The sequence below is a fragment of the Celerinatantimonas sediminis genome, from assembly GCF_046054195.1.
GTDB lineage: Bacteria > Pseudomonadota > Gammaproteobacteria > Enterobacterales > Celerinatantimonadaceae > Celerinatantimonas.
Map to the genome: position 1 here is coordinate 183,756 of NZ_JBEQCS010000001.1, position 22,470 is coordinate 206,225.

The 22,470-nt window shown below is 45.5% G+C and carries 17 protein-coding genes; 12 read left to right on the forward strand and 5 right to left on the reverse strand.

What is annotated here, in order from left to right; translation table 11 throughout:
• Positions 1-207: 207 nt before the first annotated feature.
• The 3 genes from recQ (at position 208) to ABTQ23_RS00890 (ending at position 3,800) form a co-directional block, all read left to right on the forward strand.
• Positions 208-2,001 carry a DNA helicase RecQ gene (recQ, locus tag ABTQ23_RS00880; protein ID WP_408613734.1) on the forward strand — a complete coding sequence of 598 codons (1,794 nt, stop codon included), beginning with the start codon at positions 208-210 and terminating at the stop codon, positions 1,999-2,001.
• A 153-nt stretch (positions 2,002-2,154) separates the two neighbouring features.
• Entirely contained in the window at positions 2,155-3,108 is a 954-nt protein-coding gene (gene corA / locus ABTQ23_RS00885; RefSeq protein ID WP_408613735.1) for a magnesium/cobalt transporter CorA, read from the forward strand.
• A gap of 92 nt (positions 3,109-3,200) precedes the next feature.
• The gene (locus ABTQ23_RS00890) at positions 3,201-3,800 is read left to right on the forward strand and encodes a histidine phosphatase family protein (protein WP_408613736.1); all 600 of its coding nucleotides are present in this window, start codon (positions 3,201-3,203) and stop codon (positions 3,798-3,800) included.
• 7 nt (positions 3,801-3,807) lie between these two features.
• Here the strand turns inward: ABTQ23_RS00890 and ABTQ23_RS00895 are convergent, their stop codons facing one another.
• Positions 3,808-4,584 carry an alpha/beta fold hydrolase gene (locus ABTQ23_RS00895; RefSeq protein WP_408613737.1) on the reverse strand — a complete coding sequence of 259 codons (777 nt, stop codon included), beginning with the start codon at positions 4,582-4,584 and terminating at the stop codon, positions 3,808-3,810.
• A 70-nt stretch (positions 4,585-4,654) separates the two neighbouring features.
• Between ABTQ23_RS00895 and ABTQ23_RS00900 the strand changes: the two genes are divergently transcribed.
• Both ABTQ23_RS00900 and polA read left to right on the forward strand, forming a co-directional pair.
• Complete coding sequence (locus ABTQ23_RS00900) at positions 4,655-4,960, forward strand: hypothetical protein (RefSeq protein WP_408613738.1); 306 nt, start codon at positions 4,655-4,657, stop codon at positions 4,958-4,960.
• A 383-nt stretch (positions 4,961-5,343) separates the two neighbouring features.
• Complete coding sequence (gene polA, locus ABTQ23_RS00905) at positions 5,344-8,118, forward strand: DNA polymerase I (protein WP_408613739.1); 2,775 nt, start codon at positions 5,344-5,346, stop codon at positions 8,116-8,118.
• Between the two features lie 543 nt (positions 8,119-8,661).
• On the opposite strand, the gene yihA is transcribed toward polA, so the two are convergent.
• Entirely contained in the window at positions 8,662-9,288 is a 627-nt protein-coding gene (gene yihA / locus ABTQ23_RS00910; RefSeq protein ID WP_408614043.1) for a ribosome biogenesis GTP-binding protein YihA/YsxC, read from the reverse strand.
• Between the two features lie 314 nt (positions 9,289-9,602).
• On the opposite strand from yihA, the gene yihI reads away from it, so the two are divergent.
• From yihI to hemN, 3 genes are read left to right on the forward strand one after another with little or no spacing between them, the layout of a single operon-like run.
• A complete protein-coding gene (gene yihI / locus ABTQ23_RS00915) occupies positions 9,603-10,160 on the forward strand; it encodes a Der GTPase-activating protein YihI (RefSeq protein WP_408613740.1) in 558 nt (185 codons plus the stop codon).
• Positions 10,157-10,621 carry a DUF2489 domain-containing protein gene (locus ABTQ23_RS00920; RefSeq protein WP_408613741.1) on the forward strand — a complete coding sequence of 155 codons (465 nt, stop codon included), beginning with the start codon at positions 10,157-10,159 and terminating at the stop codon, positions 10,619-10,621. The genes yihI and ABTQ23_RS00920 overlap by 4 nt, the downstream gene beginning before the upstream one ends.
• The gene (gene hemN / locus ABTQ23_RS00925) at positions 10,621-11,994 is read left to right on the forward strand and encodes an oxygen-independent coproporphyrinogen III oxidase (protein ID WP_408613742.1); all 1,374 of its coding nucleotides are present in this window, start codon (positions 10,621-10,623) and stop codon (positions 11,992-11,994) included. The genes ABTQ23_RS00920 and hemN overlap by 1 nt, the downstream gene beginning before the upstream one ends.
• 65 nt (positions 11,995-12,059) lie before the next feature.
• Here hemN and glnG read toward each other — a convergent pair whose 3' ends face one another.
• The 3 genes from glnG to glnA all read right to left on the reverse strand — a co-directional run bounded on the left by glnG (position 12,060) and on the right by glnA (position 16,204).
• On the reverse strand, positions 12,060-13,469 hold the full coding sequence (glnG, locus tag ABTQ23_RS00930; RefSeq protein ID WP_408613743.1) for a nitrogen regulation protein NR(I): 1,410 nt from the start codon (positions 13,467-13,469) through the stop codon (positions 12,060-12,062).
• A gap of 10 nt (positions 13,470-13,479) precedes the next feature.
• Complete coding sequence (glnL, locus tag ABTQ23_RS00935; RefSeq protein WP_408614044.1) at positions 13,480-14,508, reverse strand: nitrogen regulation protein NR(II); 1,029 nt, start codon at positions 14,506-14,508, stop codon at positions 13,480-13,482.
• A gap of 289 nt (positions 14,509-14,797) precedes the next feature.
• Positions 14,798-16,204, reverse strand: a complete 1,407-nt coding sequence (gene glnA / locus ABTQ23_RS00940) for a glutamate--ammonia ligase (RefSeq protein ID WP_408613744.1) — start codon at positions 16,202-16,204, stop codon at positions 14,798-14,800.
• Between the two features lie 318 nt (positions 16,205-16,522).
• Here glnA and ABTQ23_RS00945 point away from each other — a divergent pair, with 318 nt between their 5' ends.
• The 4 genes from ABTQ23_RS00945 to ABTQ23_RS00960 all read left to right on the forward strand — a co-directional run bounded on the left by ABTQ23_RS00945 (position 16,523) and on the right by ABTQ23_RS00960 (position 22,468).
• Positions 16,523-17,560, forward strand: a complete 1,038-nt coding sequence (locus ABTQ23_RS00945; protein ID WP_408613745.1) for a GGDEF domain-containing protein — start codon at positions 16,523-16,525, stop codon at positions 17,558-17,560.
• A gap of 208 nt (positions 17,561-17,768) precedes the next feature.
• Complete coding sequence (gene typA / locus ABTQ23_RS00950) at positions 17,769-19,598, forward strand: translational GTPase TypA (RefSeq protein WP_408613746.1); 1,830 nt, start codon at positions 17,769-17,771, stop codon at positions 19,596-19,598.
• Positions 19,599-19,733: 135 nt separating this feature from the next.
• Positions 19,734-20,978, forward strand: a complete 1,245-nt coding sequence (locus ABTQ23_RS00955) for an MDR family MFS transporter (protein WP_408613747.1) — start codon at positions 19,734-19,736, stop codon at positions 20,976-20,978.
• Between the two features lie 188 nt (positions 20,979-21,166).
• The gene (locus tag ABTQ23_RS00960) at positions 21,167-22,468 is read left to right on the forward strand and encodes a hypothetical protein (protein ID WP_408613748.1); all 1,302 of its coding nucleotides are present in this window, start codon (positions 21,167-21,169) and stop codon (positions 22,466-22,468) included.
• Positions 22,469-22,470: the final 2 nt, after the last annotated feature.

The window sequence follows — 22,470 nt, forward strand, 5'->3', positions numbered from 1 at the left end:
ATATTAAGTATAGCCGTTGATTTCACCTTGTTCGATTATTTTCTACCCATCGCACAGATTGCGGTTTTAGCTTGGTAAGGTAAACTATAGACACTAAGTTGTGATGCCCTTCGGTCGTGTCATTTACCTGTTCCCATCTGCTTGAAGGAACTCATCAAACCATGAGTTTCACCAATTGCAGCAACGTCAAGAAGTAAAGAATCAGACATGAAATCTGCCCAACAAGTGCTGCAAGATGTATTTGGCTACCATGATTTTCGCCCCGGTCAGGCGAATATTGTTGAGCAGGTTCTTGCCGGACGAGACTCATTGGTATTGATGCCAACCGGTGGTGGCAAGTCGCTCTGTTATCAGGTGCCAGCCATGTTGCTTGAGGGGCTGACGATTGTGGTTTCACCGCTGATTTCGCTGATGAAAGATCAAGTGGATGCGCTGGCGCGAAACGGGGTTGATGCGGCGTATTTAAACTCAACGCTGAGTTGGGAGCAAACTCAAGCCTTGTACGGCCAACTGATTCGCCACGAAATCAAGCTGTTGTATGTCTCTCCTGAGCGATTATTGCATGGTGATTTTTTAAGTAATTTTGAATCATGGCAGGTGCAATTGCTCGCCGTTGATGAGGCGCATTGTATCTCTCAGTGGGGCCATGATTTTCGCCCTGAATACAGTGCGCTGGGGCAGATTAAAGCGCGTTTTGCGAATCTTCCAATCATCGCCCTTACCGCAACAGCTGATCAAACTACTCGCGAAGATATTCTGTCTCGATTGCAGCTGCGTGACCCATTTCTATATCAGGCTAGTTTTGACCGACCAAATATTCGTTATACCGTTCAGGAAAAATATCGCCCATTGCAACAGCTGCAAGATTTTGTCAAAGCTCATCACGATGAGTGTGGTATTATTTACTGCACAAGTCGCAGAAGGGTAGAAGAATTAGCTGCCAAGTTAACAGGCCAAGGCTATAGTGCTGCAGCTTATCACGCCAGATTAGGTTTGAGCGAGCGACAACGGGTTCAAGAAGCGTTTCAACGCGATGAGCTGACCATTGTAGTAGCAACGGTCGCCTTTGGTATGGGGATTGATAAGCCCAATGTGCGTTATGTGATTCACTATGACATTCCGCGCAATATCGAAGCTTATTATCAAGAAACTGGCCGTGGTGGCCGCGATGGGTTACCGACCGAAGCGGTGATGTTTTATGACCCATCAGATGCGGCGCGAATTCGGCGGATGATTGATGAAACTAGCGATGAAAACCAGCGCCGCGTTGAGAGTCATAAATTTAATGCGATGGTCGCTTTTGCCGAAGCGCAAACATGTCGGCGCCAGGTGCTACTCAATTATTTTGGCGAATATCATCCTGAGCCATGTGGTAACTGCGATGTCTGTTTAGATCCGCCGCAACGTTATGATGGCCTTGAAGATGCGCAAAAAGCGCTCTCTTGTGTGTATCGGTTGAACCAATCCTTCGGCATTGGTTACGTGATTGAAGTGCTGCGCGGCAGCTTAAACCAGCGAATTGTCGAACAGGGCCACCATCAACTTTCAACCCATGGTATTGGTAAAAATCGCTCGCACGATCACTGGATGAGTGTGTTGCGCCAGCTCATTCACTTAGGGCTGCTGACACAGAATATTACGCGCGGCTCAGTATTACAGCTTACCCAAGCGGCTCGCGCTGTTTTGCGTGGTGATGTTGCGCTAGAGCTTGCGGTGCCGCGGTTGGATGTGGCTTCAAAACGCCATAAACCGGTTACGTTTTATGACAAGCGACTGTTTGCTTTGCTCAGGCGATTACGTAAACAGTTGGCTGATGAAGAGGAAGTCCCGCCATTTGTGGTGTTTAACGATGCTTCTTTAATAGAGATGGCTCAGCAACTGCCAACTAATGAGCGTGAACTATTAAATATCTCTGGGGTGGGCCATAAAAAGTTGGAGCGATATGGGCAAGCTTTTCTTGACGCCATAATCCGTTATCAGAATAATCCACTGTCCGCATAAGTGGACGGTGGGAATTTAAGTTAAAAAAATCAAAGATGTCACAAAAATAGCTTATGATCTAAACGCTGGCATCTACACTATCATTCATTAATTAGAGCAAGGTCGCGCGATTGCGCTGCTGGAGTTGCATATCGAGTAAATTGGAGAGGATGCATGCTGAGATTCTTTAGAATTCAAGGGGGATTGATCCACGAGATTCATTCAACCGAAGATAATGTCTTGCAGTTGTTACATGAAGCCGACTGGATTGACATGAATGAACCCAATGACGAGGAGCGTCTCCAGCTGCAGAGTCTGTTAAGTACTGATTTGCCCGAATCCAATGATGTCGAAGAGATTGAAGCTTCCGCCCGGTGTTTTGTTGATCAAGCCGGTATCCATGTGCACTCACTGTTTTTAAGCCAAAGCGAAGGGCGCCATCGAACCACTACGGTTGCCTGTATTTTGCAAAAAAATCGGCTGATTACCGTTCGCGAAGGTGAAATTGCTGATTTTAGATTACTGCGGATGCGAGCTCGGCGCGCCCAGATTGCCGTAGACTCACCAGCTGAACTGTTAGTGACATTGCTTGAACATAAAGTCGAAAATCACGCCGATACGTTAGAAGATTTGCATCGTCAGCTTGAAGGCGTGAGCCATTTGGTTTTAGAAGAGCATGAAACAGAGCTTGATACGGTTATTGAAAAGCTGGCTCGTTTAGAAGACAGCAACGGAAAAATCCGGTTATGTTTGATGGATACGCAGCGTGATATTTCCTTTTTGCTGCGCCACTTACGCACGCAATATGAATATGCTGAAACCCTGCGTGAGATCATGCGAGACGTTGACACATTGATGTCTCACACCACCTTTTTATTCGATAAAATCAACTTCTTAATGGACTCAACCCAAGGGTTCATTAATATTGAACAGAACAAAATCATCAAAATTTTCTCGATTGCCTCAGTGGTCTTTCTGCCACCAACGCTGGTGGCCAGTTTGTATGGGATGAACTTTAAGTTTATGCCCGAGCTGCATTGGAGCTTTGGTTACCCGTGGGCGATTGGCTTGATGATCCTCTCTGGATTTGCTCCTTATTGGTACTTCAAACATCGCGGTTGGCTTTAATCGATTTGGCTGTGTTTGTTTGGGCAGGATGAGTTAAGAGCCGCTTCGCGATATACTCAAGCGCTGTTGTTTTGTTTTAAGAGTTCTCAATCATGCCTGCCAAACAGTTGTATATCGTCCGTCATGGCCAAACCGAATTTAATGCGGCCTCCCGCTTACAAGGTCAATGTAATTCCGATTTAACCCCACTGGGCGAGCGCCAAGCTCAAGCGGTGGGCTGTTCACTTGCAAAGCGCCTTAATATCAGCGCCTTTACGATTGTTGCCAGCCCATTAGGGCGAGCAATGCAAACCGCCCATTGGATTGCCAATGCTTTAGCGCGCGATGATAGTCAAATCCTCTCTGACGAGCGCTTGATGGAGTTCTCGCTTGGCCAATGGGAAGCAAAAGTTGCCCCTGAGATCAAAGCCGAACATCCCGAGTTTGTTGGCCTGCGCGATTGGTATCTTAAAGCGCCCGGCGCCGAGTCGTTAGACGATGTAAAAGCACGGCTAATCAGCTTTTTAAATGCTCCCACAACGCCTGAGCAGGTGGTAGTTGTCAGCCACGCGCTAACCGGTTCGGTTTTACGGGCATTGTTAGTTGGCCTTGATAATACAGAAATTTTCGAGCAATCCCGTCCTCAAGATGGTTATTTCTATTTTGACGGGCAAGCGCTCGAATTTATCGATTGTGCTCATTTGCTCAAATAATAGTGGTTCATTTTGCTAAAAACTGATTGATGATCTGGGCAAACACCAATGGCTGCTCAACAAATGCGGCATGTTTGGCAAATGGTACATTTAACAGATGAGCCTGCGAGAGCCGTTGGGTGAGCTGGTAGAGTACGTCAAAGGATACAATCGGATCGTCATCACCATGGCAGGCCAAAACGGGGCACTTAATCTGTGTGATGGCGTCATTGGGATGGCCGTGATTGCTCTCATCCAGCCACATTTGGGTGAGTTCGGTAAGCAATTTAGCAAAATCTGGCTCTGGGTTGAGCGCCTGATAGCGATTGTATACTTGAGGTTGAGCGGTTTTGCGCATTTGCTCGGTGGTGGCTAGCCATTGTTCTTTATTGGCATCGGTATTGCGAATGTGCCAGCGTGAGCCAATGGTCACTAATCGGTCGATATGAATCGCGTGGCTTAAAGCGGCTAAACGATAGCCAACGATACCGCCATCGCTAAAACCAATCAGGTTGCAATGGTTGATGCCAAGATGAGTCAGCAACGCTTCAACATCTTCTTGCAACTGTTGATAGTTTAAGCTGACATCGCCTAACGTGGAGCGGCCATGCGCTCGGCTATCGATACCAATGAACTGATAGTTCTCACCTAACAAAGCCAACAGCGGATTGAACACTTCCATGTCTACAAATCCACCATGTAAAAAAATAATTGCCGGATCGCTTGGATCGCCAAGCCTTTCGTAGTAAATTTGCCCCCCCTTGTGAGGGAAGCTTGTATTGAGCTTATGAGTAAATTGATACACGCGCTTTTTCCAATGATTAGTTTTTCGTCGAATCTCTATTATTGAGACGTCTGAGGTTAAAAGTGAAGCGATGATGCGATTTCGCCGCTGGATAATTCGTGACAATGAGGCCACGATCGAACTTTTACCATTTGATTTACTGAGTGAACAAACGATTACCCAGTGGATAAAAGACGCTTTTGATCAGTCAGTTACCCCAGAATATGGGGCCGATTGGCTCGTCTGGCCGATTCATTTGCAACATTTTTGGCTATTGCGTTATTGCTGTTTGACGTCTAATCTATGGTTTGAGTTGCAGGTCACCGAGCAGTTTTGCGAAGCTGGTCGGGAACTATGTAGCTACTTATCTCGCTATATTGAAGTTCCTCATGGTTAAAGTTGTCCATTGACTAAAGTTGCTAGCTTGTATTGTCAAGGCGGGTTTTTCTGTCTGTCGCAGGCAAATACAAGTGATAAGTAAGGGCCAGACTCACAAGGGATAGAGTCGTAATATCGGATGCACGGAATGAGTTTTTCCACACACGAAGTTAGATTATCCCCCGTTTAAAGAAGTGTTTGTCCTTCTTTAACTTATTGTTTTTTATGAAAATTTATCATTCATTCTACTTTTTCATCATAAAAGTGGAAGGATTTTTGTTTTTTTAATAACAGAGTTATCCACAGGTTTTTCGAGTTGTGCACGGTATTGATGCCTTGGTGCTTTTCTCTTAGCTGTGGCATTATGCCGTTCATATCCTGCTTTGATTTAGAGAATGGCTAATGGCAACAATTGCTGACAATCCGCTGGTTTTAATTGACGGTTCTTCCTACCTTTTTCGTGCTTATTATGCGCCGCCTCATCTGACCAATTCCAAAGGTGAAGCCACTGGCGCCGTTTATGGCGTCGTCAATATGTTGCGCAGCCTGCTTAACCAGGTTAAGCCCGAGCAGATTGCGGTAATCTTTGATGCCAAAGGCAAAAATTTTCGTCACGATTTATTCTCTGATTACAAAGCGAACCGCCCACCCATGCCGGATGATTTGCGCACTCAAATCGCGCCTCTTCACGCTATCATTGAAGCGATGGGTTTACCGCTGATTGTTGAACCAGGTGTGGAAGCCGATGATGTCATCGGAACCTTGGCTAAACAAGCGTCAGAGGCTGGCCGTAAAGTGCTAATTAGCACCGGTGATAAAGATATGGCGCAGTTGGTGGATGAGCAGATTATGCTGGTGAACACCATGACCAATACCTTGCTTGATAGCGAAGGGGTGAAGGAAAAATATGGTGTCGCACCGGAGCAGATTATCGATTATCTGGCGCTGATGGGCGACAATGTCGATAACATTCCAGGTGTTCCTAAATGTGGTCCGAAAACGGCGGTTAAATGGCTAGATGCTTATGGCTCTCTTGATGGACTGCTTGCTCATCAAGATGAAATTAAAGGCAAAATTGGTGAAAACTTAAGAGCCTTTGCCGACCAGCTGCCACTTTCTTATCAGCTGGCGACAATTCGCACCGATGTGCCGCTCTCTCTTTGCTGTGATGAGTTAACCATCCGTCCGGCTGACCAAGACCAGTTAGTCGAGCTGTTTGGTAAAATGGAATTTAATCGCTGGCTCTCACAGCTGTTAGAAGCCAAGCAGAGCAATGATGCCCAAACCGGTGCTGGCGCGATTATGCCCACCGAGGCAAGTTCAGCAAATCCCACTAGCGATGTCCAAGAGAGCGTGATGAAAGCGGGCGATTATGAGCTGATTTTAACGGCTGAGCAGTTGGATAGCTGGTGCGATAAATTAAAAAGTGCTGAGCTCTTTGCGGTTGATACCGAAACAACTTCGCTTAATTATATGCAGGCGGATTTAGTTGGCCTGTCATTTGCCGTGACAGCTGGAGAAGCCGCCTATTTGCCAATTGGTCATGATTATCCTGATGCGCCACAGCAGTTAGATAAAGAGCTGGTTTTAAGTAAACTCAAACCACTTTTAGAAGACTCGGCGCTTAAAAAAGTGGGGCAAAACCTTAAATATGATAAAAGCGTGTTGGCGCGCGCGGGCATTGATCTTAAAGGCATCGCCTATGACACAATGCTGGAGTCATATGTGCTCAACAGCACCTCTGGGCGTCATGATATGGATACATTGGCGCTTAAGTATTTAAAACACCAATGCATTAAATTTGAAGATGTTGCAGGCAAAGGCGCTAAGCAATTAACCTTTAATCAGATTGATTTAGACCAGGCGTATCCGTATGCGGCCGAAGATGCAGACGTCACACTGCAACTGCATCAAACTATCTGGCCACAACTGACTCAGGCGCCACGTTTAGTTGAGCTGTTTAAAGAGGTTGAGCTGCCGCTGGTCTCGATTTTATCGGATATGGAACGCAGCGGCGTTAAGATTGACGCCAAACAGCTTAAAGCTCATAGCAAACGTTTAGCCGAGCGAATTGAACAGCTTGAGAGTAAAGCTCATGAGTTGGCTGGCGAAAGCTTTAATCTCGGATCGCCGAAGCAGTTGCAACAGATTTTATTTGAAAAAATGCAGCTGCCAGTGGTGAAGAAAACCCCAAAAGGCGCACCATCAACCGCTGAAGAAGTGCTTCAAGAGCTGGCGCTGGATTATCCATTGCCAGCGACGATTTTAGAATATCGGGGTCTAAGTAAGCTCAAATCGACCTACACCGATAAGCTGCCAAAACTTATCGACCCCCAGACCAAGCGTTTGCACACCTCTTATCATCAAGCCGTCACTGCCACCGGTCGGTTGTCTTCAAGCGATCCAAATCTGCAGAACATTCCAATTCGTAATGAAGAAGGCCGTAAAATTCGCCAAGCATTTATTGCTGAACCGGGCTTTAAACTGGTGGCTATCGATTATTCGCAGATTGAACTGCGGATCATGGCGCATTTGTCATCCGATGAAGGGCTAATTAGTGCATTTGCCCAAGGTAAAGATATTCACCGAGCAACTGCCGCTGAGGTATTTGGTGAGACGTTAGAGCAGGTCACCAATGAGCAGCGCCGCAGTGCTAAAGCGATTAACTTTGGCCTGATTTATGGCATGAGTGCATTTGGTCTGTCACGTCAGCTCGGCATCGCTCGAAAAGATGCCCAGCATTATATGGATACTTATTTTGAGCGTTACCCTGGCGTGCATCGATATATGGAACAGACCCGCGCACAAGCTGGCGAAGACGGTTTTGTTGAAACCATCTTTGGCCGCCGTCTCTATTTACCAGAGATTAAATCGCGTAATGGTGCGCGTCGCGCAGCCGCCGAACGCGCTGCGATTAATGCGCCGATGCAAGGCAGTGCTGCCGATATCATTAAAAAGGCGATGATTGCTGTTGCACAGTACATTCAAAGTGAGAATTTAGGCAGTCGGGTTCGCATGTTAATGCAGGTTCACGATGAACTTATTTTTGAAGTTGCACAAGATGATGTTGCTGTGCAAATGCCAAAACTTAAAGCCATTATGGAGCAAGCCGTGAGTTTGCATATTCCACTGATAGCAGAAGCTGGCGTTGGTGATAATTGGGACGAAGCTCATTAATTAGAATGCGTTATTTCATTCATAACTGACGATAAAATGATCTTTTGATCTAGATAAAAAACTGTTGAAAATATGGATTAAAATTCTGAAATTAGACTACAAAAGCCCTTTATTTTTTAAGTGATCTGCCTTATATTAAAAGACGTAGGGTACAGAGGTAAGATGTTCTATCTTTCAGACCTTTTATTTCACGTAGTTGAATAGGCTTTATAGCTGCCCCGGTAGATTTCTACCGGGGCTTTTTTTATATCTGCGTCACAAAAATTCTTATATTAAGACTACTTACATCACACTTTTTGGAATATGAGTTGACGGTTCAAAAAATGTAATTTTAATTCATAACTGTAATAAAATTACTAAAATGTTGGCTATTTTCAGAGCAAATGTAAGTAATCGGTGGGTAGCTTGAAAAAAATATCAGAAATTGCCTTAAACTCATGGAACCATATCTGAAACCGGATGTCAGATTAATAGAGTTGGATAGTGTTTTTTCAGTTAAAGTCCGAATATTTATAGCCCGCAGCTAATTTGCTGCGGGTTTTTTTATGCTTGCTCTTTCGCTTCACCAGGTGCGATGCCGGCTTCGCTGAGCCAGTTATTAAGGGTTTGCTCAAGGGCAGGCAGTCCGGTTTTCTTCAGTGATGAAAATGTTTCAATTTGTACATCACCGCAAAAAGCCAATGCTGCTTCTCGGCATTTTAACAAGGTAGCTTTACGAGCGCCTTGTTTGAGCTTGTCGGCTTTGGTCAGCAGTGCCAATACGGGAATGTTACAATCAACGGCCCACTGAATCAGATATTGGTCGAGATCTCGAAGTGGATGGCGAATATCCATCAATACGACCAATCCTCGCAAGCTTTGGCGATGCTGCAAATATTCCGAAAGCGCCTGTTGCCATTGGATTTTCATCTGTTCTGGTACTTTGGCAAACCCATAGCCGGGTAAGTCGATGAGCCGTTTGCTCGGTGCAACCTCAAAGACATTGATCAATTGGGTTCGACCTGGCGTTTTACTGGTTCGAGCCAAGTTTTTTTGCCGAGTCAGGGTGTTGAGCGCGCTGGATTTTCCAGCATTGGAGCGCCCGGCAAAGGCGATTTCAATCCCTTCGTCGGCTGGCATCGCTCGAATCGTTGGCGCGCTGGTTATAAAATGCGCTTTGCTAAAGTTCAGCGTATCCTCTGTCACGCTTAATACTCCTTATCTTTAAAGCCGCTCGATGTCGGGCGGAATTCTGGCAAATAGGTATCGGGCTTAAAACCAAAAGACCCTGTAAAAGTAATCAACAAGATTCGCGGCTCATAGTCTTGGGCAGAGTTTAGCAAACCAGCAGTGCTTGCATCCATCGAAAATCTATAAATGAAGTTTGTAGCTGGTAACGCAAGTGTTAAAATCGCTCTCCATTTAAACACCCCGTAAGGTTTGCCTAGCTGTGATAAGCTATAACTACCTTACACATTTTCACTGTAAGTGATAGTTGAGATAACATGGCGCATAAAAAGAGAAATCGCAAAGGCGGGCTGCTAGCTCCACGTAAACCTGCTGATTTTAAAGCAGAAAGAGAGCTGCCAGAAAGTAAAGTTAAAAAAGGCAAAGGACATAAAAGTGGATCTCGCCAACAGTCTAAAAGCGAGCGCCACCCAAGCTTAGCAGGCAAAAAAGCGCAAGTAACCGATAGTCGCATTGGCAGTAAAAAACCGGTGCAACTCGTTGCACCTGGCACATTGGCTAAGAGCCAACCTGCTGCGCCGTCTGTTGATAAACGCAAGGAGGCAACGCGCTCGCTTAGTGATGAGCTCAATAAGCTCGAGCAAGAGCCTAAACTCGTTGCATTGCTTGACAGAGCCGATGAAGGTGAGCAGTTAACTGATGCTGAAAATCAGTGGTTGGAGCAGCGTTTAGAGCGCATCAGCGAACTGATGGATGAATTGGGCATCAGTGATGACGATGACCTCGAGCAGCTGCAAAGCAGCGACGATTGGGATCGTTTCGACAGTGATGATTGGGATGATTTTGACGATGATGACCAAGGTTCGCGCCGATGATCATTTGGGTTGTTTTAGGTGTAGCGATTATTGGTGGGCTGGGTGGTTATCTGGCCTATCTGCTTTATCAAATTCGTACTCAGAAGCAAGAGCATAACCTGAAACGAAAACAAGCGATTGCGACACGTCAGAACAACATCGCCGAGAGTGTTGAAGTGATAGCTAAAGCAACGGTGCATGGCCAGTGTGATTATAGCGAAGCGGCCATTCGTATTACTCAGTTGTTAATGGCTTATCCTGAGCCTTTGCCGCGTGATTGGCCAAAGCTTTATCCCGGTCTATTTGGTTTGTATAAAGCGATTGGCCATTTGCCAACACATCAAGAGCGTATGGAGCTAACCAAAGCCAAACGCCGTGAGCAAGATAAATTTCGATTTTCTAAAGAGCAGCTATTTGCCGATCTTATCGATGAGGAACTTAATCAATTAAGTGGTTTTTCCGCCACAGGAGTACAGCGATAATGAGTCAGTTTGCAGTCGATTGGGACCAACAGCTAATTGAAAAATACAATTATGCCGGGCCACGTTATACCAGCTATCCAACCGCGTTAGAGTTTAACGACTCATTTGGATTTGCCCAATTTAAGGAAGCTGCAACACGTTATCCTAAGCGGCCTCTGTCGCTCTATGTGCATGTGCCATTTTGCCATAAGCTTTGCTACTACTGCGGTTGCAATAAAGTGGTGACCCGCCACCAAAGCAAAGCCGATGATTATCTAGATGTCCTTGAGCGCGAAATTGCAACGGTTGCGCCACTGATGCGTGAGCGAAAAGTAACTCAATTGCACTGGGGCGGCGGTACGCCAACCTTTTTAAATGATCCACAGACGCGCCGTCTGATGGGCATGTTAAAAGAAAATTTTGCTGTTGCCAGCGATGCAGAAATCAGCATTGAGGTTGACCCGCGGGAAATTACCCTCGATACCATGGATTTGCTCGCAGAGGTGGGATTTAACCGACTCAGCCTTGGCATCCAAGATTTTAACTTAGAAGTTCAGCAGGCAGTCAACCGAGTTCAGGATAAAGCGTTTATCGAAGCGCTACTGAAACGAGCCAAAGCAGTTGGATTTGGCTCGATCAATTTAGATTTGATTTACGGGTTGCCGCACCAAACGCCAGAGAGTTTTTCGCATACTTTGCAACAGGTCAAAGCTCTTAATCCTGATCGCTTGTCAGTGTTTAACTATGCGCATCTGCCAAGCCACTTTGCTTCGCAACGCAAGATTAAAGAGCAAGATTTGCCAACGCCCGAACAGAAGCTAACTATTTTGCGCGAGACGATTTTAGATTTAACTGAAGCTGGCTATCAGTTTATCGGTATGGACCATTTTGCCCATCCTGATGATTCGCTGGCTATTGCGCAGCGCGAAGGAAAACTGCATCGCAACTTTCAAGGCTATACCACTCAGGGCGACTGTGACCTCTTAGGGCTGGGTGTTTCGGCGATTAGCATGCTCGGTGATGACTATAGTCAGAACCAAAAAGTGCTAAAAGATTACTATCAGCAGGTCAATGAGCAGGGGCACGCCCAGTGCAAAGGGCGAGCGCTTTCACGTGATGACATTATTCGCCGAGATGTAATTAAAGCGTTGATGTGCGATTTCGGTTTGCAGTTCTCAGTCATCGAAGAGCGCTATCAAATAGTTTTTAATGATTATTTCGCCGAAGATTTACCATTGCTTGCGCCACTTATTGAAGATGGTTTAGTAACGCTGAGTGATACCAATATTAAAGTGAGTGCGCGGGGGCGTTTACTGATTCGTAATATCGCCATGTGTTTTGATGTTTATTTTCGAAAACAATTGCGTCAGCGACAATTTTCTCGAGTCATTTAGCTATAAAAAAAGGGCGGCATAAAGCCGCCCAAAGATGTTGCTAACACTTCGTTATCTATAACTATTTAATTCATATCTAATTCTTTGAGCTTACGGGTGAGGGTATTGCGTCCCCAGCCTAATAAGCGCGCTGCTTCTTGTTTATGGCCATGCGTATGTTTAAGCGCGGTGGTCAATAAAATGCGCTCAAAGTCGGGTACCGCCTGCGCCAAAATATCACTACTACCTGCCAACAGCTGTTTCTCAACCCAATTTTGCAAAAGTACTCGCCAATCTCCTTCACTGCTGGTCGGCTCGTGCAGGTCTTGATGTTGGGTGAGCTCTGGTGGTAAGTCTGAGACTAAAATCTCCTGACCACTGGCCATTACGGTTAACCAGCGACAGACGTTTTCAAGTTGGCGCACGTTGCCTGGCCACGGTAGATGGGTCATATATTTTTGCGTATCGGTGTTGAGTTTTTTCGGTTCAACATTTAGCTCTTCGGCAGCGCTTCGCAAAAAATGATCGGCTAGGGCTGGAATATCTTCACGGCGATCTTTTAACGCAGGTAGCTGGATACGAATAACATTGAGACGGTGGAATAAGTCTTCTCGAAAATCACCACTGGCAACTTTCTGTTCCAAGTTTTGGTGAGTCGCTGCGATGATTCGAACATCTACCTGTACCGATGAATGGCCACCCACGCGATAAAACTGACCATCGGCTAATACACGGAGTAAGCGTGTTTGAATTTCAAGTGGCATGTCGCCAATTTCATCCAAGAATAAGGTTCCGCCATTGGCTTGCTCAAACCGGCCGTGACGGATCTGGCTGGCGCCAGTAAATGCGCCTTTTTCGTGACCGAATAGCTCCGATTCAATCAAATCGTGGGGAATTGCCGCCATGTTCAGCGCGATAAATGGCATGTGATTGCGTGGGCTATGTCGATGCAAGGCATGCGCGACTAACTCTTTACCGGTACCGGATTGGCCGTTAATGAGCACGCTGATACTTGAGCGAGACAAACGGCCGATGGCTCGAAAAACTTCCTGCATGGCAGGTGCTTCACCGATCATCTCTTGCTCAGGACCGGCTTCGTGGTGTTCTTTCTGGCGATGTTTTTGCTGTTCTTGAGCAAAATTAATGGCGCGCTCAGCCAGTACCACCGCTTCATCGACATCAAATGGTTTGGGCAGATATTCAAAAGCACCGCTTTGGTAAGCGTTTACAGCACTGTCCAGATCAGAATGAGCCGTCATGATAATGATCGGTAGATCAGGGTCATGTTGGTGCACTCTTTCAAGAAGCGCAATGCCATCTAACCCTGGCATGCGAATATCGGAGATAATGATGTCTGGATGTTCCATTTCCAACTGGCTCAACATCAGTTCGCCGTCAGCAAAACTCATGCATTGATAGCCTACAGCACTTAACGCTTTCTCTAGTACCCAGCGAATAGAGCTGTCGTCATCGACAATCCAAATTGTTGCAGCCATGATGAAATCCTTACTTACGAAGAGGCAGATGAATGACAAACTCGGTGTGGCCAGGCCAGCTGGCGCAGTCTATTCTGCCTTTATGTTGATTAATCAAATTTTGAGAAATAGAAAGCCCTAATCCTGTGCCACCATCGCGACCTGTGACCATGGGATAAAACAGAGTATCAGCTAATTCAGCCGGAATACCGGGACCATCATCAATGATCTTAATTTCCGCGACGAGACGATAGCGCTGCCCTGCGATATTAACTTGATGGGCCGTTCGGGTGACCAGCTGAATATGGCCTTCTCCGCGAGTTTTGAGCGCTTGCACGGCATTTTTCACAATATTGAGAAACGCTTGTTGAAGTTGCTCATGGTCCATCTCAAAATCAGGGATACTCGGGTCATAGTCGCGCTCGATGGTTATCCCTTCAGGTAATTCCAGCTCGACGAGTTGACGGACTTTCTCTAAAACTGAGTGGATATTGCGCAGTTCTCGTTCTGCTAGGCGCTGTGGCCCTAATAAGCGGTCAACTAAGTTACGTAACCTATCTGCCTGCTCAATAATAATGTTGGTAAATTCTTTTAAATTCTCATCAGGTAGTTCTCTATCGAGTAACTGCGCTGCGCCTCGCAACCCGCCTAATGGATTTTTAATCTCATGCGCCAGCCCTCTGACCAGCTCTTTGGCCGCTTGCTGCTGTACATGCTGATGAACTTCTTGAGAGATTTTTTTCTGCTGATCAATGGGTTTGAGCTCAAGTAACAGCAGTGGCTCTCCTTCGTTTAAAATCCGGGTGGCCGAAAACTCAACCATTGCCGGCTTATTATCAACGACCACGGTGACTTCACTATCTGTGAAGCTTTGGCCGTGATCCAACACTTCGTTTAATATTTCTAAGTTCAGCGTCGTGTGGCTGATTAAACTCTGAAATGACTGGTTTGCCAGACGGCGTTTACTTTGTCCTAACAGTTGTTCGGTCGCGGTATTGACGTATTGGACGACTTGCTCTTTATCCAGCAAGATAATCCCGGTAACCATATTGTCTAACATAATGCGGTTAAGACCGGATGCTTCTAACACGCAGACCTCCTTTAAAAATATTGCACTATTATTGTGCAACACTGCAAGTATTTTGCTAATGCAGTGATATCCATGCACGGCAAATATGGCGATTCATGCCCATTTGCCTAGATCCTGTGCAGGCTAACTCACTATTATGATGCCCTATACAAATAGGTTGCAATAATCTTGCCGATTTAGCTAACAAGCAACGATTGCTTTCGCTCGAAAAAAAAGCCCCGACTAAGCGGGGCTTTTAATAGTGAGATGTAACCCCAGCTTAGCAGCTGTAGTACATTTGGAACTCAACAGGGTGAGTTGTCATTGCAAGTTTAACAACTTCTTCGTGTTTAAGAGTCAGGTAAGCATCGATAGTGTCGTCGCTGAATACGTCACCAGCGGTCAAGAATGCACGGTCTGCATCCAGAGCTGCCAATGCTTCTTCAAACGTTGCTGCAACTTGTGGGATTTCTGCAGCTTCTTCAGCTGGCAGGTCATACAAGTCTTTATCCATAGCATCGCCAGGGTGGATTTTGTTTTTAATTCCGTCAAGGCCAGCCATCAGCATTGCTGCGAACGCCAAGTATGGGTTAGCAGTTGGGTCAGGGAAGCGAACTTCGATACGACGTGCTTTAGGAGATGGAACCACTGGGATACGGATAGATGCACTACGGTTACGAGCTGAGTAAGCTAGCATAACTGGTGCTTCAAAACCTGGGACCAAACGTTTGTATGAGTTAGTTGATGCGTTAGCAAATGCGTTGATTGCTTTAGCATGTTTGATGATACCGCCGATGTAGAACAGAGCAGTTTCAGACAGACCACCATACAGGTCGCCAGCAAACAAGTTTTGACCATCTTTAGCCAGTGATTGGTGACAGTGCATACCGCTACCGTTATCACCAACTAATGGTTTAGGCATGAAAGTCGCTGTTTTGCCATACGCGTGAGCAACGTTATGAACGACATATTTGTAAATCTGCAGTTCATCGGCTTTTTTAACCAATGTGTTGAATTTACAAGCGATTTCGTTCTGACCTGCGGTTGCAACTTCATGGTGATGCGCTTCAACTTCCAGACCCATTTCATCCATCAGTAAGCACATTGCGCTACGGATATCCTGCGATGAATCAACTGGTGGTACTGGGAAGTAACCGCCTTTAACACCTGGACGATGGCCAGTGTTGCCGTCTTCGTATTCTTTGCCTGAGTTCCAAGCTGCTTCAGAATCGTCGATTGAGTAGAAAGCACCCTGCATCTGAGCATCAAAACGAACGTCGTCAAACAGGAAGAATTCTGGTTCTGGGCCAAACAGAACGTCGTCTGCAATCCCTTCAGAACGCATGTATTCTTCAGCACGTTTAGCGATTGAACGAGGGTCACGTTCGTAACCTTCCATTGTTGCTGGTTCTAAAATATCACAACGGATATTCAGAGTAGTTTCTTCAGTGAATGGGTCTAAAACGGCGGTACTAGCGTCTGGCATCAAAATCATGTCAGATTCGTTAATCCCTTTCCAACCAGCGATTGACGAACCATCGAACATTTTCCCTTCTGTGAAAAAGTCATCATCAATTTGGCTTGCAGGCAGAGAAACGTGTTGTTCTTTACCTTTAGTATCAGTGAAGCGTAGATCGATAAATTTTACTTCTTGCTCTTTGATAAGAGCTAGAACATCTGCAGACATGTAGTAACCTCCGGTGTCATCAAAAATGATGGCGCTATTAAAAGTTGGTAATGAATTGTTATGCCCAAAATAGAAGCGAGTTTCGTGCCAAGTGCTCAAAGCCCGCTACAACGGGATCCATCGACATATTTCGCCATTATGGTGATCATTTATGGGGCATATCAGATTGCGTATTGAACCAATATGGTGCAAATCATGTAAATTTATTCCATGATTCATTTGCTCATTACGCAATATCACATAGATGATGCATTTATTTAAAAATCATGGCTATATAATAACCATCAAATTTTAATTATTTATTGCGCTTTGACAGGTATGTCGAAACCATCACTTTCATCAAACCACAACAGTGTCTTGCTCTCCAGTAAAATATTTCGATCACTGGTGTTATTTGCTATTGCAGGGTTTTCGGCGATTTGGGCAATTGACTCAAGTAGCAACATTATTGTTGAGTTTGATGCCCTAAGTTACCCCATCTGCATTATTTTGCTTGGCGCCATTTTTTTGCTGAGCTTTAAAGTCTCTGTGAGTGTGTTGCAGCATTTTTGTTATTTCATTATTACGGGGTATCTGATTAGCTCCAGTATCGTCCATCATCAATTATTACCTCATCAAGAATTATCCAGTGCAGTGCAGTGGCTGGCGCTTAATTATGTGATGGCCTACTTATTCTTTTCTCGTAAGCGGGCAGTGGTGTTAACCATCATTGTGTTTGGCGTCAATATCATCGGGCACTTTTGTGTGCTGATTCATTACGACTCTCTTTCTGAAACTTTGGGCATGGTTCTTAATATGGCCGTGGCTCATATTGTCTACATTGTTTTGTTATGGAGTATTGTCTCGATTCGCGAGAAGGCAGCTTACGCCAGCGTACTTGAGCAGCAGGTGCAACTAGACCCTCTAACGCAATTATTAAATCGGCGAGGACTCGAAAAAGAGGTATCGCACTTTACCCATTTAAAACAGCCGGTCAGTTATGCGCTAATGATCCTCGATATCGATCACTTTAAACAGATAAATGATACCTACGGTCATTTAGTGGGAGATAATGTGTTGGTGAACCTTTGCCAGAAGCTGCGAGAGCAAATTCGCCATAACGATATTATTGCCCGTTGGGGTGGGGAAGAATTTGCAGTGATTACCTTTAATCAATCCACTGAGCAGGTTTTAAAATTAGCGCAGCGACTGCGTTTAGCGATAGAACAGATGCATTTGGCCGATATTCGGCCCATCACGGTCAGTATTGGTGTAGGACATTCTCATGAGGTAAGTAATATTGAGCAACTCTTTGAACTGGTTGATGCGCGCTTGTATAATGCCAAAAAAGCAGGCCGCAACTGCATTATCGATTAACTGATTTTAAGCATAAAACATGTCATTTCACCCAGTTGGCTTAACTTTTGCCAAAAGAAGTTGATTAAGCCTTCATCTTTTCATATCACCCATAAGCTGTTCAGGGTATAATCTAGCCCATTTTGTGATCCAAGTCGCTAAAAGTGGCTGCAAGTGCGTGCTGATTTGCGTACAGAAAATTTAAGATTAATGAGGCAGAAAGTTTATTATGTCTAATGATATTAATAAGTTAAGAAACATCGCAATTATTGCGCATGTTGACCATGGGAAAACAACCCTGGTTGACAAACTGTTGCAACAGTCAGGTACTTTGCAGACTCGAGGCGAGGTTCAAGAACGTATTATGGACTCCAACGATCTTGAAAAAGAACGTGGGATTACCATTTTAGCGAAAAACACCGCGCTTAATTGGCACGATTATCATATTAACATCGTTGATACTCCCGGACACGCCGACTTCGGCGGGGAAGTTGAACGTGTGATGTCGATGGCCGATTCAGTATTGTTGTTGGTTGATGCTCAAGAAGGCCCAATGCCACAAACACGCTTTGTGACACAAAAAGCTTTCGCACAGGGTTTAAAACCAATTGTTGTCATTAACAAAGTCGACAAACCAGGCGCTCGCCCTGATTGGGTGATGGACCAGGTTTTCGATCTGTTTGATAACTTAGGTGCGACAGACGAACAGCTCGATTTCCATGTTGTTTATGCATCAGCTATTAATGGCTGGGCAACACTGGATTTGGATCAGCCAAGCGATAATATGGAACCGTTATTCCAAGCAATTATCGATGACGTTGAGCCACCTCATGCTGACCCTGACGGCCCATTGCAGATGCAGATTTCGCAGCTGGATTATAACTCTTATGTTGGGGTTATTGGGGTTGCTCGTATTAAACGTGGTAGCGTTCGTCCTAACCAACAGGTTACGATCGTTTCTGCTGATGGCAAAAAACGCAATGGCAAAGTCGGTCAGGTATTAAGTTATCTGGGATTAGAGCGCAGTGAAACTGATGTCGCTCATGCTGGTAATATTATTGCGGTGACAGGTTTAGGTGAGCTGAAAATTTCTGACACCATTTGCGATATCAACAATGTTGAAGCGCTGCCTGCTTTGAAAGTGGATGAGCCAACTGTGACTATGACCTTCCAGGTCAACACATCGCCATTTGCAGGTAAAGAGGGTAAATTTGTTACTTCTCGTAATATTCTGGAACGTCTGCAGCAGGAACTGGTGCATAACGTTGCGCTGCGCGTTGAAGAAACAGAAGACCCTGATAAATTCCGCGTCTCTGGCCGTGGTGAACTGCATCTTAGTGTCTTAATTGAAAGCATGCGCCGTGAAGGTTTTGAACTTGCGGTATCGCGCCCAGAAGTTATTCTGCGTGAAGTTGATGGCCAGCTGCAAGAACCATATGAAACTGTGACTGTTGACGTTGAAGCTGAAGACCAAGGCAGCGTGATGGAGCAGTTGGGCGTGCGTAAAGCTGAACTGACTGACATGCAGCCTGACGGTAAAGGCCGCGTTCGTATGGACTTTATGATCCCAAGTCGTGGCTTGATTGGTTTCCAAACCGAGTTTATGACACTGACCTCTGGTAGTGGTCTGCTTTATCATACTTTTGATCATTACGGTCCACATAAAGGTGGTGAAATCGGCCAACGTAAAAATGGTGTATTGGTCTCCAATGCCACCGGTAAAGCGCTGACTTATTCACTGTTTAACCTGCAAGATCGTGGTCGCTTATTTACCTCCCATGGTGATGAAGTGTATGAAGGCCAGATTATCGGGATTCATAACCGTGATAACGACCTGACTGTTAACTGCCTTAAAGGTAAACAGCTGACCAACGTTCGTGCCTCTGGTACTGATGAAGCTCAGGTTCTTACCCCACCAGTGATTATGACTTTGGAACAAGCGCTCGAGTTTATCGATGATGATGAACTGGTTGAAGTTACTCCAGAGAGCATTCGTTTGCGTAAACGTCATTTGACTGAGCTTGACCGTAAACGGGCTAATCGTGGGCCAAGAGCTTAAATAACGCGATTTTCCGCTATAAAAACGACATCTTTCGAGATGTCGTTTTTTTATGTCTGAAACGCTAGTTAACCGGCTATCGCATAAGTAATATGAGCTTCTTGTTTTGTGTTTGGTTGTGGATGTTAGTCTGTTATGAAAACGGCTTCAGTTGCCTCTGCCGGGCTTGAAATTTCCTGGTGGGAACAGTTAAAAGCGTTCCCGGCGCTTGTTTGGGTAGTCCTATTTGGTACCTTTATTTCGCGATTGAGCTATTTTATGGCTTGGCCGTTTTTAGTGGTGTTTTTATACCGTGATTATGGCGCCAGTGAAACCTATATCGGCGCAGTGCTTGCAGCATCGGCGTTGGTTAGTGGGTTGGCCGGTACGTGGATGGGGTATGTCAGCGATAAATGGGGCCGCAAAGGGGTGATGATTTCAGGCGGCATTTTGTCAGCTCTGACCTATGCCGGCATTGGTAGTGCTCATGCCTTGTGGCAATTTTTTGTGCTGATGTTAGCCGTTGGTATGATGCGACCCAGCTTAGAAAGCCCGGCTAAAGCGTTGCTAAGCGACCAGCTCGATAGCCCTAAAGCGCGCGAGTTGGCACAAAATGTCCGCTATTTTCTGGTGAATGCTGGCGGTGCCATCGGGCCATTGTTGGGAATTGTTTTTGGCCTTAATCATCCCCAGAAACTCTTTTATATTACAGGCGCTGTGTACCTTCTCTACACATTGATTTTGCTGCTGGCATTTATGTTTTGCACGCTTAAAGCTCACCCGTTAGCCAACTCTGCACAGCGCTTAAATCTTGCTCAAGTGGTTGGGGTTTTGCGCCGGGATCATCTGCTGGGGTTTTTACTGATTGCCGATATTTTAATGCTGGTTGCCTATTCCCAGTATGAGTCATCTCTGCCGCAAGTCGTTACCCACTCCGGGATTGCACAAGCGGGCAAGTGGGTTGGTGCACTGGTATTGGTCAATACCGTGACCATAGTTGTGCTGCAGTTTCCACTATTAACCTTATTGTCTCGCTATGCACTGGCCACTCGCATTCGCATTGGTGTGGCATTGATGGCAATAGCCCAACCGATTTTTATCTTCAGTGGCTCGCACTTACCTTTGGGATGGCTAGTTGGGGTATTTTTCTTAAGCGCGGGTGAGTCGATAGTCTTTCCATCAATGAATGTGCTGATTGATACGATTGCCCCTGAGCATTTACGCGGAACCTATTTTGGCGTCGCATCGCTGAGTATTTTAGGGTTTGCGCTTGGTCCGCTGCTCGGCGGTTGGGTACTCGAGTATTTTGGCTCTGGATTGCTCTTTAGTGGCTGTTTTGTTTTGGTACTGGCATCGCTGGCGCTATTTGGCTGTGCATCCAGACGTCAACGTGTTCAATAAAGTGATCAAAAAGCGCTTATTTGATACAATGATTAGCTAATTCGCGATGGCAAATGGGCGTAATTGTTTGGTCTTTTATTGGGTGCGTTTGCCATATCTTCTATCTGTTTGTCGTTATTTGTGATGGTGCATTGACGTTTCAATGCCGAATCAACTGATAACGGTTGTTGATTAAAGATTATCTCAATATGAATGATGTCTGCTTTTATCAAGCGTGGAGAGCTTGTGATCAGCAAAATATTGACTCTGTTATGGAATTTGTCCGCTCATCAGCGGGAATATTGTTAGCCGCGATTGTTTCCTCTTTAGCGAAACAGGCCCATCAACAAGAAATTGCTGAACAGGTTTTAGCCGATAGCTACTGTTTATTTGCGCTAAATACGGCGCGTTTTGCAAAGCTCGATGAGAAAGCGCTGCAGACCATTTTCTTTGAAATCTTAGCGCGGCGTTTGAGTCTTTCTCAGCAAACGTTAGCCAAACATGCAGCGGCCAGTCAGCCTGGCGAAGAGTCTGATTCAATTATTTTGCAAAAGATGCCTAACCCGCAAGGTATTGCGCCTTCGCGAGTCAGTGCTTTGAGTTTGCTCGAAGGTGTGCGCGGCGCTGATAAAATTGAGTATTCCAAAACGTGGATGAGCCAACTTGAGCTGCGTCTTCGTTACTATCTTGATTTAGCGCCGAATGGCTATGCCGGTAGTGGTGAAGCGATTTATCCGGGGACTTTTGATAGTCGTTATAAATGGCAAGTCCGTTTAAATCGCGTCAAAATGAAAATCATTTTAGCGCTGCGGCAAAGCTTAGTTTCGCCATTGGTCAGTGGATGGCTTAAGTTAGTGTCTTTAACTAAAATCGGACGGCGATGGCTGATTGGTAAAGGGTTACCGCGGCTTTGGGCAACGCAAAACTTTGCCGAAGATCTTACTCTGAGCATTGATCCGCTCAAAATAACCAAGATGGCCGCGCTTAAACGCCCGGTGCGCAAACAGCTTAAGCAACGATTTTTGTGGGACGGTGATTGGGATGAGCAGGTTGAGCCATTTGTAGAAAATGATCGCTATGTATTTATCAGTGATATTTGGCAACATCGTGATTGTCCCCAGGCCAGTGAGTTTTATACGCAATACATGGCTAAAGTCGCCAGTAACAAAGCGTTTGTCGATCACTTTGCAGGAATAGCCTTAACCTCTTCTGAGCGGATTTTTGCTTATATTCAGCATTATCTGTTTTACATGTATAACATGGCTTGCTTTGGTTTTGAGGGCGAGTACGGCAAAGATTCAGTTTGGGTTGCTCTGGATAGAAATAGCTCGTTGGTTAAGGTTAAACATGGGCTGCATCGCACGGCGATGGCGCAGGTGTTAGGCCTTAAACGAATGACGGTGAAAGTGCGCGGCGTGCACCATCTGCATTGGCAAAACGTCACCCTTGAAGGGCTTGATGATTTAGAAGCATTTGAGCGGTTTATGTATCAGTTAAAATGCTTAGATTAAAT